The organism is Arthrobacter sp. GW460-12-1-14-TSB2 (genome assembly GCF_059423525.1).
Map to the genome: position 1 here is coordinate 1 of NZ_JBWKYC010000027.1, position 12,040 is coordinate 12,040.

At 65.6% G+C, this 12,040-nt stretch carries 13 protein-coding genes and 1 pseudogene; 9 read left to right on the forward strand and 5 right to left on the reverse strand.

What is annotated here, in order from left to right; all coding sequences use genetic code 11:
• Window positions 1-264 (forward strand): annotated as a pseudogene (locus AC07YR_RS21070) (L-idonate 5-dehydrogenase); the annotation flags it as partial.
• Window positions 265-310: 46 nt separating this feature from the next.
• Here AC07YR_RS21070 and AC07YR_RS21075 read toward each other — a convergent pair.
• The 3 genes from AC07YR_RS21075 to AC07YR_RS21085 all read right to left on the reverse strand — a co-directional run bounded on the left by AC07YR_RS21075 (window position 311) and on the right by AC07YR_RS21085 (window position 2,086).
• Window positions 311-694 carry an RNA-binding S4 domain-containing protein gene (locus AC07YR_RS21075; protein WP_055807639.1) on the reverse strand — a complete coding sequence of 128 codons (384 nt, stop codon included), beginning with the start codon at window positions 692-694 and terminating at the stop codon, window positions 311-313.
• 68 nt (window positions 695-762) lie between these two features.
• Window positions 763-1,062: a DUF4193 domain-containing protein gene (locus tag AC07YR_RS21080; RefSeq protein ID WP_028269817.1), complete on the reverse strand. Its 300-nt coding sequence runs from the start codon at window positions 1,060-1,062 to the stop codon at window positions 763-765.
• 91 nt (window positions 1,063-1,153) lie between these two features.
• Window positions 1,154-2,086: an AraC family transcriptional regulator gene (locus AC07YR_RS21085; protein ID WP_494735148.1), complete on the reverse strand. Its 933-nt coding sequence runs from the start codon at window positions 2,084-2,086 to the stop codon at window positions 1,154-1,156.
• A gap of 271 nt (window positions 2,087-2,357) precedes the next feature.
• On the opposite strand from AC07YR_RS21085, the gene AC07YR_RS21090 reads away from it, so the two are divergent.
• The 6 genes from AC07YR_RS21090 to AC07YR_RS21115 are packed head-to-tail and all read left to right on the forward strand — an operon-like array spanning window position 2,358 to window position 9,161.
• Window positions 2,358-3,704 (forward strand): ABC transporter substrate-binding protein, encoded by a 1,347-nt coding sequence (locus tag AC07YR_RS21090; protein ID WP_494735149.1) that lies wholly within the window; start codon window positions 2,358-2,360, stop codon window positions 3,702-3,704.
• Window positions 3,705-3,730: 26 nt separating this feature from the next.
• Entirely contained in the window at window positions 3,731-4,699 is a 969-nt protein-coding gene (locus AC07YR_RS21095; protein ID WP_436058745.1) for a carbohydrate ABC transporter permease, read from the forward strand.
• A complete protein-coding gene (locus AC07YR_RS21100) occupies window positions 4,696-5,613 on the forward strand; it encodes a carbohydrate ABC transporter permease (protein ID WP_055807630.1) in 918 nt (305 codons plus the stop codon). The genes AC07YR_RS21095 and AC07YR_RS21100 overlap by 4 nt, the downstream gene beginning before the upstream one ends.
• A gap of 51 nt (window positions 5,614-5,664) precedes the next feature.
• On the forward strand, window positions 5,665-6,726 hold the full coding sequence (locus AC07YR_RS21105; protein ID WP_494735150.1) for an NAD(P)-dependent alcohol dehydrogenase: 1,062 nt from the start codon (window positions 5,665-5,667) through the stop codon (window positions 6,724-6,726).
• Window positions 6,727-6,728: 2 nt separating this feature from the next.
• The gene (locus AC07YR_RS21110) at window positions 6,729-7,679 is read left to right on the forward strand and encodes a carbohydrate kinase family protein (protein ID WP_494735151.1); all 951 of its coding nucleotides are present in this window, start codon (window positions 6,729-6,731) and stop codon (window positions 7,677-7,679) included.
• Between the two features lie 3 nt (window positions 7,680-7,682).
• Window positions 7,683-9,161, forward strand: a complete 1,479-nt coding sequence (locus tag AC07YR_RS21115; RefSeq protein ID WP_494735152.1) for a mannitol dehydrogenase family protein — start codon at window positions 7,683-7,685, stop codon at window positions 9,159-9,161.
• Between the two features lie 69 nt (window positions 9,162-9,230).
• Here the strand turns inward: AC07YR_RS21115 and AC07YR_RS21120 are convergent, their stop codons facing one another.
• A complete protein-coding gene (locus tag AC07YR_RS21120; protein WP_055807725.1) occupies window positions 9,231-9,404 on the reverse strand; it encodes a CsbD family protein in 174 nt (57 codons plus the stop codon).
• A 196-nt stretch (window positions 9,405-9,600) separates the two neighbouring features.
• Between AC07YR_RS21120 and AC07YR_RS21125 the strand changes: the two genes are divergently transcribed.
• A complete protein-coding gene (locus AC07YR_RS21125; RefSeq protein ID WP_436058741.1) occupies window positions 9,601-10,182 on the forward strand; it encodes an adenylate kinase in 582 nt (193 codons plus the stop codon).
• Here AC07YR_RS21125 and AC07YR_RS21130 read toward each other — a convergent pair.
• Window positions 10,179-11,072: an EamA family transporter gene (locus tag AC07YR_RS21130; RefSeq protein WP_494735153.1), complete on the reverse strand. Its 894-nt coding sequence runs from the start codon at window positions 11,070-11,072 to the stop codon at window positions 10,179-10,181. The genes AC07YR_RS21125 and AC07YR_RS21130 overlap by 4 nt on opposite strands.
• A 69-nt stretch (window positions 11,073-11,141) precedes the next feature.
• On the opposite strand from AC07YR_RS21130, the gene AC07YR_RS21135 reads away from it, so the two are divergent.
• On the forward strand, window positions 11,142-12,011 hold the full coding sequence (locus AC07YR_RS21135; RefSeq protein WP_494735154.1) for a LysR family transcriptional regulator: 870 nt from the start codon (window positions 11,142-11,144) through the stop codon (window positions 12,009-12,011).
• The last annotated feature ends 29 nt before the right edge of the window (window positions 12,012-12,040 follow it).

The following is a 12,040-nucleotide window of genomic DNA, read 5'->3' on the forward strand; positions in this document are numbered from 1 at the left end:
GTCGTGATGGTCGGGCTGCTGCCCACCGGCCCGCAGCCGGTCCTGATCTCGCTGGCCATCACCCGCGAACTGGAGCTGAAGGGTTCCTTCCGCTTCAACGACGAGATCGACGACGTCATCGCGGCCCTCGCCGACGGCACCCTCTTCGTGGACCCCGTGATCACCCACGACTTTCCGTTGGAGCGCGGACTCGAGGCCTTTGAAGTGGCCAGAAACTCCGCGGAATCAGGAAAGGTACTGCTGGACTTCGGGGCCGTCAGTTGACTGCCTCCAGCCGGTAAACCGGAATGCGGCAGGCTGGTGACCAGGCCTAAGCCGGGCCGCGCAGGCGTTCCATTTCGCGGCGGTCTTTCTTGGTGGGCCGGCCGGTTCCGCGGTCGCGCTGCGGAAGACCGAGCGCGGGCGCCTCGGGCCGCGGCGGGGTGTGGTCGGTGAAGCAGTGCGCGGCTGCCTCGGCGCCCACCCGCTTGGCGATCAGCCGCCGGACTTCGAGGATCCGTTCATATCCCGGCTGGCGGACCCGGACGGTGTCGCCCGGCACCACGGACTGCGACGCCTTGGCCGGGTTTCCGTTCAGCCGGACGTGCCCGCCGCGGCAGGCGGCCGTGGCAGCCGAGCGGGTCTTATACGCGCGGACGGCCCACAGCCAGGCATCAAGGCGGACTGTGGCGGGGGCGGACGGAAGGCTGCTCATGGCTGCTGCCACTATAGCGGGCCACCCGGCCGTCAACCGTCGTTGGGGACCGGTCCCCGGGCAAGCACCTAGCCTTCGCAGTCCTTGCAGTACTTCTTGCCGTCCTTCTCGCGGGCCAGCTGGCTGCGGTGGTGGACCAGGAAGCAGGACATGCAGGTGAACTCGTCCTTCTGGACGGGGATGATCTGCACGAGGAGTTCCTCGTGGGACAGGTCCGCTCCCGGGAGCTCGAAGGAGTCGGCCAGGTCGGACTCGTCAACGTCGATCTGGGACGTTGATGCGGCAGAACGTTCGGGCTTGAGGACGTCGGTCGTGGCGTTTGCCTCGTCCTCGGTGCTCACCCGGGGTGCGTCATAGTCGGTTGCCATGTGCCGGTCTCTCCTTGGAGAAGACGAAGACGGAGTCTGCTCACCGTCTGAAGGAAAAACATCTTAGCCACTCCTGCGGAAACTTGAAAGGTCAGCCGTGTACCCGCTGGCGGTAGGCCCGCGGGGTTTCGCCGGCGTCGTTGAGGAAGTGCCGGTTGAAGTTGGACAGGTTCGAGAAACCCACCTCGTAGCAGATCTCGGAGATGGCCTTCTCGCTGTGCTCGAGCAGGCGGCGGGCATGGGCGAGCCGAAGCTTGCGGACCAGGTCGCTGAAGTTCTGGCCGGTGGCGCGCTTGAAGTACTTCGAGAACGTCGGTTCCGGCATGCCAACCAGTGCCGCGGCCTCGGACATCTTGACGGTGCCGGCGTGGTTGCCGAAAACGTACTCCAGAACGATATCCACGACGGCGGCGGCCTGGCTGTCCAGCTGGGGCCTGAACCATTCGTCGGCGAGGTAACGCCGTTCCTCCTGCGGGGCGCGGGCAAGGACCGCAAAGAGTTCCAGCAAGTGGCGGAACCGCTCCAGGCCGGTGGCGGAACCCATCGCTTCGATGGCTGCGGCCGCGGTCTCCGCTGAACGCCCGAGGAATTCTATGCCCCGTGCCGACTGCTCCAGAAGCGGCCTGACCTCGGCCATTTCGGGGACCAGGGCTGCCGTCTGCTCAACCCACTTGGCGTCGAACTGGATGACGGCGTCACGGTTCTCCAGCACTTCGCCGGGCTCCAGATCGCTGACCCAGTCGTGCGGCAGCCCGGACCCGACAAGGGAGACGTGGCCGGCCTCGAACGTGCCGATGTGGTCTCCGACGATGAACTTTCCGGTGCCCTTCCGGATGAGGTGGATCTCGTACTCGGGATGGTAGTTCCACCGCGCCACGGGGCTGGGGTAGTCGTGCTGGTGCCACCGGACCGAGTGGTTCGGGTCGGGCGGGATGACTTCCCGGTTGGCCCGCATCCCCAGCAGCCGCTCGGCGAGCCTTGCCGTTGCTCCGTCTGCTCCGTCCGTGAGGTCCGCGACGCTCATAGTGGTTCTCCACGTTTTGGGTTTATGAAAAATGGAAGCATCTTGAATGCCTTCCCCCAGATTATCGCCTCCCTGAGGGACCGGTGCGGAAAATTAGTATCAGAAACTGGCAACCACGGCGCTAGTTGTGCCCTATCCCACAGCCCTATCGTTGAGGAACAACAGCGGGGCACCCCCGGATTTCCCGGCCACTAGCCCCGTCCGGTCCGGTACATCGACATGGCAGTCGAGTGCGGTGACCGCGCACCCCTGAAGAACAAAGGAGTCCTTAATGCGCTCAAAAATGCGTGCTGCGACCCTCGCCGCCGGCGCTTTGTGCGTCGCACTCAGTGCCTCGGCCTGTGCAGGTGCCGGCGGAGGCAATTCCGCCGGCGACCCGAACAGCATCAATGTCCTGATGGTGAACAACCCTCAGATGGAGGACCTGCAGCGGCTCACCGCGGAGAATTTCACCAAGGAAACCGGCGTCAAGGTCAATTACACGATCCTGCCGGAGAACGACGTCCGGGCCAAGATCAGCCAGGAGTTCTCCAGCCAGGCCGGACAGTACGACGTCGCGTCGCTGTCCAACTACGAGATCCCGTTCTACTCCGCCAACGGCTGGCTCGCTCCACTGGACAAGGTGGCCGCGGACCCGGCCTTCGAACAGGACGACATCCTGCCCGCCTACACGGCGTCCCTGACGGGCGAGGACGGGAAACTCTACGGCGAACCGTTCTACGGAGAATCGTCCTTCCTGATGTACCGGAAAGACATCCTGGACGCCAAGGGCCTGACCATGCCGGAGAAGCCCACCTGGGATGAGGTCGCGGACATAGCGGCGAAGGTGGACGGCGCCGCTCCGGGAATGAAAGGTATCTGCCTGCGCGGCCAGCCCGGCTGGGGCCAGGTCTTCGCGCCGCTGACCACCGTGGTGAACACCTTCGGCGGCACCTGGTTCGACAAGGACTGGAACGCCCAGGTCAACTCCCCGGAATTCACCCAGGCCGTCGAGTTCTACACCAAACTGGTCCGTGAGCACGGTGAATTGGGCGCCGCCCAGGCCGGCTTCACCGAGTGCCTGAACAACATGAGCCAAAGCAAAGTGGCCATGTGGTACGACGCCACCTCGGCTGCCGGAGCCCTGGAAGCCGAGGCATCCCCGGTGAAGGGCAAGATCGGCTACGCCCAGGCCCCGGTCAAGGAAACCAAGTCCTCCGGCTGGTTGTGGACCTGGTCCTGGGCCATGCAGGCTGCCTCAAAGAAGCAGGACGCCGCCGGGAAGTTCATCGCCTGGGCCAGCTCGAAGGAATACGAAGAACTTGTCGCCGCCAAGCTCGGCTGGGCGAAGGTTCCCTCCGGCAAGCGCATCTCCACCTACGAAAATGCCGAATTCCAGAAGGCGGCTCCGTTCTTCGAGGCCGAACGCTTCGCCATCGAGAACGCGGACCCGAAGAACCCCGGCGCGCAGGGACGCCCCGCCGTCGGTATCCAGTTCGTCGGCATTCCCGAGTTCGCCGCCCTCGGCACCAACGTTTCCCAAGGAGTCAGCTCCGCCATCGCCGGCCAGGGTTCTGTGGCTGATGCGCTGGCCAAGGGCCAGGAAGCCGCCCAAAAAGTCGGCAATAAGTACAAGTAGCAACAACCCAACAGCAGGAGAACATCATGACTACCGCAACGGCGCGTATCTCCCGATCGGGACGCAGCGCAGCCACCCCCTCCAAGAACGCCAAATCACGTGAGCGTGCGCTGGCCTGGGCACGGCGCGCGCCGCTGCTGCCGGCCCTGATCTTCCTTATCGTCGTCACCCAGCTTCCGTTCGTGGTGACGCTGATCATCTCGTTCCTGAACTGGAACAGCCTCAGCCCTGACAAGACCGCCTTCGCCGGCTTTGAAAACTACGTCACGGTCCTCACGGATCCCGACCTGCGCCAGGCAATCTTCACCACCATCCTCCTCACCGTCTCCGTGGTCCTCGTGAGCCTGCTCGTGGGACTGGGCCTGGCCCTGCTGCTGGATAAGAAGTTCATCGGCCGCGGACTGGCACGCACCCTGCTGATCGCCCCGTTCCTGGTGGTGCCGGTAGCCGCGGCGCTGATCTGGAAGCACGCCCTGCTCAACCCCACCTACGGGTTGATCAACGGCATCCTGACCTGGGTCTGGTCCCTCTTCGGCAGCGCCACTGCGCCCCAGCTGGACCTTCTCTCCCAGGCACCCATGATGGCCGTCATCGTCTCGCTGGTCTGGCAGTGGACGCCGTTCATGATGCTCATCCTGCTGGCCGGCCTGCAGTCACGTCCCATGGACACCGTGGAAGCAGCCCAGATGGACGGCGCCACCCCATGGGCCATCTTCCGGCACCTCACGCTGCCGCACCTGCGCCAGTACCTGGAGCTGGGCGGCCTGCTCGGGGCGATCTACATCGTGCAGAACTTCGACGCCGTCTTCACCCTCACCGCGGGCGGACTCGGCACGGCCAACCTGCCCTACGCGATCTACCAGACGTTCTACTTCGCCAACGAATACGGCCTGGCATCCGCCGCCGGCGTCGTGGTGGTCATCGGCACCATCATCGTGGCCACTTTCGCACTCCGCACCGTCTTTTCACTCTTCAAGAAGGAGGCAGCACGATGAGCACCCTCACCCCCGCCGCGCCCCGCGAAACCTCCGCCGGCCCCACCGCTCTGAACACCGGCAGCCGCAAACGAGGCAAGACCCGCATGGATCCCACCCGCAACAACACCGCGGCCGGCCTCGCGGCCTGGCTGCTCGCCCTGCTCTTCGCCGCCCCGGTCGTGTGGATGATCCTGACCTCCTTCCACTCCGAAACCGATGCAGCAACGAACCCGCCGTCCATTGCCGCCAATCTCACCCTGGATGCGTACCGGGAATTTTTCGGGGAAACGTCCGGCGTCAGCCCGTGGCCGGCCCTGATCAACTCAGCCACTGCCTCGATCCTGTCCACGGTCCTCGTCCTGGTCCTGGCCATCCCTGCGGCCTACGCACTGTCCATCCGGCCGGTGAAGAAGTGGACGGACGTGATGTTCTTCTTCCTCTCCACGAAGATGATGCCCGTGGTGGCTGCAATCCTGCCCCTCTACCTGTTCGCCAGAACAGTCGGTGCCCTGGACAACATCTGGTTCCTGATCCTGATGTACACCTCCATGAACCTCCCCATCGCGGTCTGGATGATGCGGTCATTCCTCGCGGAAGTACCGGTCGAGATGCTGGAGGCGGCCCAGATTGACGGCGCCAACCTGCTCCTGACCCTCCGGAAGATCATCGCCCCCGTGGCCATGCCCGGCATCGCGGCCACCGCCCTGATCTGCTTCATCTTCAGCTGGAACGAACTGCTCCTGGCACGGGTCCTCACCGGCGTGGTGGCAGGCACCGCCCCGGTCTTCCTGACCGGCTTCGTCTCAGGCCAGGGCCTGTTCCTCGCCAAGGTCTGCGCCGCCGCCGTCGTGATCTCCCTGCCGGTGCTCTTCGCCGGCTTTGCCGCCCAGGACAAGCTCGTCCAGGGACTTTCGCTCGGCGCCGTCAAGTAACCAGCCCGTCAAGTAACGCCGTCCCCCTTCGATTTCCAGAGGAGTACTTCGATGACAACATCAACCACCCAGACCCCGGCCCTCGGACGGCCGGAGCTGCCCGCCACGATGCGCGCCGCCATCCTGAAGCGCCAGGGCGACATGGCGATGGAAACGCTGCCCGTCCCGCAGCTCGACGCCGACCAGGTGCTGGTCCAGGTCGCCGCCGTCGGCGTCTGCGGCAGCGACGTCCACTACTACGAGCACGGCCGGATCGGCGACTACGTGGTGGACCATCCGCTGATCCTGGGCCACGAACTCTCCGGCCGGATCGCCGCCGTCGGAAGCGCCGTGGACCCTGCCCGCATCGGCCAGCGGGTCGCCGTCGAACCCCAGCGCCCCTGCCGCAAATGCAAGCAGTGCAAAGCCGGCCGCTACAACCTGTGCCCGGACATCGAGTTCTACGCCACCCCGCCGATCGACGGCGCGTTCGCCGAATACGTGACCATCCAGAGCGACTTCGCCTACGACATCCCGGACAGTGTCAGCGACGAGGCGGCAGCCCTGATCGAACCCCTCTCGGTAGGGCTCTGGGCCTGCGAACGTGCCGAGATCAAGCCGGGCAGCCGGGTCCTGATCGCCGGTGCAGGTCCGATCGGCATCATCGCCGCCCAGGCCGCCCGTGCGTTCGGCGCCACCGAAATCTATATCAGCGACATCGCCGAAGACCGGCTCGCGTTTGCCTTGGAACACGGGGCAACCCACGCGCTGAACGCGAAGACGGACAGTGTGGAAGGGCTCGACGTCGATGCGTTCATTGACGCTTCCGGCGCACCGCAGGCGGTCCGTTCCGGCATCAAGGCAGTGGGACCGGCCGGGAAGGTGATTCTGGTCGGGCTGGGGGCGGACGACGTCGAACTCCCCGTTTCGTACATCCAGAACCGGGAGATCTGGCTATCCGGAGTGTTCCGCTACACCAATACCTGGCCGCTGGCCATCCAGCTGATCGCCGACGGAAAAGTGGACCTGGACATCCTGGTCACGGGCAGGTTCGCCCTCGCCGACTCCGAGGACGCGCTCAAAGCCGGCAAGCAGCCCGGACAGCTCAAAGCCGTGGTCTACCCGGGCCGCTGACCATGATCACCGTCATCGGCGAATCCCTTGTGGACATCATCACCGACCCGCGCCGGCCGCAGGAAGTCCAGGCACACGCCGGTGGCAGCCCCCTCAACGTGGCGGTGGGGGCTGCCCGCGTGGGCCTGGCGGCGAACCTCGTGACGCACTACGCAGATGACCGGTACGGGCTCATGATCGAAGAGCACCTGCTGGCCAACGGCGTCACGGTGATCAGGGGCGGCAGCGCGCCCACGTCAACGGCAACTGCAACGCTCAATCCCGACGGCGCCGCCACCTACGCGTTCGACATCGGCTGGGACATCAACGGGGCATCGCTGCCTGCCCTGGCCGCCGTCGAAGGGTCCGTGCACGTCCATACAGGCTCGATCGCTGCCGTGCTGGCGCCGGGAGACCAGGCAACGCTTGCTCTCGTGAAGGCGGCCCGGCAGCATGCGACCATCAGTTACGACCCGAACTGCCGGCCGGGGATCAGCCCGGATGCGGCCGCGGCGCGCTCGCAGGCCGAACTCTTCGTGGCCGCCAGCGACATCGTCAAAGCGAGCGACGAGGACCTGGCTTGGCTGTACCCGGACAGGACGCCGGAGGAGAGCCTGGTTGCATGGCTCGACCTCGGGCCGGCCATCGTGGCCCTTACGCGCGGCGAAGACGGGCCGGTACTCCTCACACGCCAACTGCGGGTGGAGCTGGCCGCCGAAACCGTCACGGTGGCGGACACCGTCGGGGCGGGGGACTCGTTCATGGCTGGCCTGATCTCCGGGCTCGCGCAACTGGACGCGCTTGGCGCGCCAGCACGATCGCGCCTGCGGGACATCACGGCGGGTGAACTGCACGCCCTGGCCGCGTACGCGAACAGGGCCGCGGCCATCACGTGCTCCCGGCCGGGCGCCAACCCGCCCACGTCAGCCGAACTGGGGTCCTTGACCGGCTCCCTCACCGCATCGGAAGGTTAGACAATGCCTGCACTCGAGCCCAGCGTACTTTCCGGATTGTCCGGTTCCCTGGCGGTACCCTCCTACGACCGCACCGGCCTGACAGCAGGGATCGTCCACTTCGGCGTGGGCGGGTTCCACCGCGCCCACCAGGCCATGTACCTGGACCGGCTGATGAACGCCGGGCAGGCTCACGACTGGGCCGTCTGCGGCGTCGGCGTCCTGCCCGGCGATGCCCGCATGAAGCAGGTCATGGACGCCCAGGACTGCCTTTACACCCTGGTGGTGAAGAACCCGGACGGAACCCGGGAAGGACGGGTCATCGGGTCCATCATCGAGTACCTCTTCGCCCCGGAGGACCCCGAAACCGTCATTGAGAAGATGGCATCCGAGGCGATCCGGATCGTCTCGCTCACGGTTACCGAGGGCGGCTACAACTTCCACCACGTCACCGGCGAGTTCGATGCCGGCAATCCGGACGTGGTCCACGACCTCCAGCCCGGTGCCGCGCCGCGGACAACTTTCGGCCTGGTCACCGAAGCACTAGCCAGGCGCCGGGCGCGCGGGCTTGCCCCTTTCACCGTGATGTCCTGCGACAACATCCAGGGCAACGGCGACGTGGCCCGGAAAATGTTCACCGCATTCGCAAACCTCAAGGACCCTGAACTCGGGGTCTGGGTGGAGGGCAATGTCCCCTTCCCCAACAGCATGGTGGACCGGATCACCCCGGTGACCACCGACGTCGACCGCGCCGCGATTGCCGGAGAATTCGGCGTCGAGGATGCCTGGCCGGTGGTGTGCGAACCGTTCGAGCAATGGGTCCTCGAAGACCACTTCAGCCTCGGCCGGCCTCCCTTCGAGGATGCCGGCGTCCAGCTGGTGGAAGACGTGGAACCGTATGAGCTGATGAAGCTGCGCCTGCTCAACGCCAGCCACCAGGGCATGTGCTACTTCGGCTACCTCGCCGGCTACCGCTACGCCCACGAGGTGGCCCAGGACGGTTTGTTCGCGCAGTTCCTGCTCGACTACATGGACAAGGAAGCCACGCCGACGCTGCACCCGGTACCCGGCATCGACCTCGGATCCTACAAGCGGACCCTGATCGAGCGGTTCTCCAACGAGCACGTCCGCGACACCCTGGCCCGGCTATGCGCTGAAAGCTCGGACCGGATCCCCAAATGGCTGGTTCCGGTCATCCGCATCAACCTCGAACATGGAGGCGAGATCGCCCGGTCTGCGGCGATAGTAGCCAGTTGGGCACGGTACGACGAAGGCACCGACGAGCAGGGAAACCCCATCGACGTCGTCGACCGGCTCAAGGAACCACTGATGGCAGCCGCCGCCCGGCAGCACGAGGAACCGCTCGCCTTCATCTCCAACCGCGAGGTCTTCGGGGACTTGATCGACAACCCCGTCTTCGTGGCGGCGTACACCCGGGCGTTGAATGACCTCCACCGCGTCGGGGCCCGGGCTGCCCTGGAAGCACTGGCTTCCCGGTCGTAGGCAAACGCAAGCGGACGACGCCGGGAGGTTCCGGCGTCGTCCGCTTCTGTTTGGCTTCGGTTCAGCGGCCTATTCCTTGAAGGCGTCCTTGACCTTCTCGCCGGCCTGCTTCAGGTCCGCTTTGGACTGGTCAGCCTGGCCTTCGGCCTTCAGGCCCGGATCGTTGGTGGCCTCGCCGGCCGCTTCCTTGCCCTTGCCGCCAACCTTCTCGGCAGCATTTTCGATCTTGTCTCCCAGACCCATGGTGGTACTCCCTCCGGTTTGGTTGCCGCCGGCCGTCCGCCGGTTGCTCACAATTTCATCGTAAACCCGATCCCCGCCCGATAGTAAGTATGCTGACTGAATTTCTGGCGGCACCGCCAATGCAGCCTGGTCGCAACCTTTGAAGTCCTAACATGGGGGCACACCCCCAACAACGGCACAACGAAGGGATACCCGAATGACGAGGCTTTTGATTATCGGCCCGCCCGGTTCCGGCAAGGGCACGCAGGCGGAGCGCATTTCGGACCGCCTTGGCGTCGTTGCGATCTCCACAGGCGACATCTTCCGTGCCCATGTGAGGGGCGGGACACCGCTTGGCATCGAGGCCACGAAGTACATGGACGCGGGCGATTTCGTGCCCGACAGCGTCACCAATGAGATGGTGCGCAGCCGGCTCAGCCAGGACGACATCGACAACGGTTTCCTGCTGGACGGCTACCCGCGCACCGCAGCGCAGATCGACTACCTGGACGGCGTCCTGGCCGCACGCGAGCTGACCCTTGACCTCGTTCTGCAACTGACCGCGGACGACGAGGAGCTGGTAACGCGACTCCTGGGCCGCGCCCGGGAAACCGGCCGTAGCGATGACAACGAAGCCGTTATCCGCCACCGGCTGGACCTCTACCACGAGCAGACCGAGGCGGTGGTGGCCACGTATGCGAAGCGCACCATCCTGACGCGGGTGGACGGCATCGGCGCAATTGATGACGTTACCGACAGGGTCATGGATGCCATCGACCGCCCCGGTCCGGCCAGCTAAATAACCACGGGCGCAGTCCTGCGGCCCGCCAGCCAGATCGCTGCGGTGTTGGTGGCCACGATCAACGCCATGCCCAGCCATTCGTGCATCACCAGGATTTGCCCCAGCACCATGGTTCCGGAGAGTGCGGCGAGGATGGGGTTGATGCTCATGAACACGCTGAAGAATCCGGCGGGCACGTGGCGGAGTGCAATGAGGTCGGAGGCGTAGGGAATGACCGAGCAAAGAAGACCGGCAATGACGGCGTACAGCAGAGCCGGCCCGGCGAGCATCCCTTGCGTGACGAGGTAGGCGGCCACCGGCAGGTAGAACACGAGGGAAACCAGAGTGGCTGCGGCCGGGGCCTGCAGTCCGGGCAGCCGCTGGCCGGCGACGCGGTTCAGGACGATGTACGCCGCCCAGCACGCGGCTCCCGTCATAGCGACGGCTATGCCGGCGAAGTCGCTGGTGGGCCCCGGCATCACGAGGATGAAGACTCCCAGTCCTGCGCTCAGCCCGCACAACAAATCCCGCCGCGCCCTTGATCCGAGGAGGGCAACCGCCAGCGGACCCAGGAATTCCAGGGTGACGGCAAGGCCCAGCCCGATCCGTTCGATGGCCACGTAGAGGCAGATGTTCATCAATGCGGTAGCGGCCCCCAGCAGCAGGACCGGCCACCACTGCCTCCACGTGAACCGATGGAAGGGAGGGCGGGCAACGGGGAGGAGTACGGCGGCAGCCACCAGCTGCCGTACAGCCACCACCCCTGCCGGCCCGATCATCGGAAAGGCGTGGGCGCCGATCCCCGCGCCCACCTGGTTACTGACCCCGCTACCCGTCATGGTCAGGACACCGCGAACCACCGACGACTCGCGGGCCGGCTCCGCGCCCTGCACTGAATAAGCTTCCATAGCCCAAAGTGTCCGGCCAAAACCGTGCGCCGAAAAATGTGCTCAACGACGGTTCTATACGATGACCGTATGAATGTTGAGCTGCGGTACCTCCGGGCGCTGGTGGCCGTGGTGGACTCCCGGACTTTCACCGACGCCGCCATCGCACTCGGGACATCCCAGGCCGCCATCTCGCGGTCTGTCGCGGCGCTGGAGCGGGCCCTTGGGCTGCGCATTCTGCAACGAACAACCCGCACCGTCACCCCGACGCCTGCCGGGGAACGCATCATCGAGCACGCACGGCGCGTCCTCGACGAGGTCGCGTTGCTGGAACGCGCAGCCCAGGACCACAGCGGCGAACTCAGGGTGAGTTATGCGTGGTCCGCGCTGGGCCGCCGCACCGTGGCCCTGCAGCGAAAATGGGAAGAGCTCCACCCTGCGGTGCGCCTGATCTGGGTCCAGTCGAATGCCCCGACGGGCGGCCTGGCAAATGGAGGCGTCGACATCGCCGTCGTCCGGCGTCCGCTTACCGACAACCGCTTCGCCACGACGATTATCGGCACGGAAGCGCGCTACGGTGCCCTCGCGAAGGGGGATCCGCTCGCGCGGAGGCGTTTCCTCCGCCTGTCCGATTTCGCCGGACGAACGATTGCGGTCGACCACCGGACGGGAACCACCACGGAAGACCTCTGGCTGGGCATGGACGGGCCGGCGTCGGTCCGGCTGGTGCAGGGCGTGGATGAATGGCTGACCCTCATCTCCACGGGACAGGCCGTTGGAATGTCGTCGGAGGCCACGGCGGCGCAGAATCCAAGGCCGGGAATCACCTACCGGCCGGTCCGCGATGCCCCTCCGATTTCCGTGTTCCTGGCCTCGTGGAAAGACGATCCCTCGGTTCTCGTCGCGGACTTCACCCGTCTGGCCCGGGAAGCGTTCATCCCGGACCAGCCGAAACTGTAGGGGAGCGGCACCAAGAGCAAGGCGGTCGA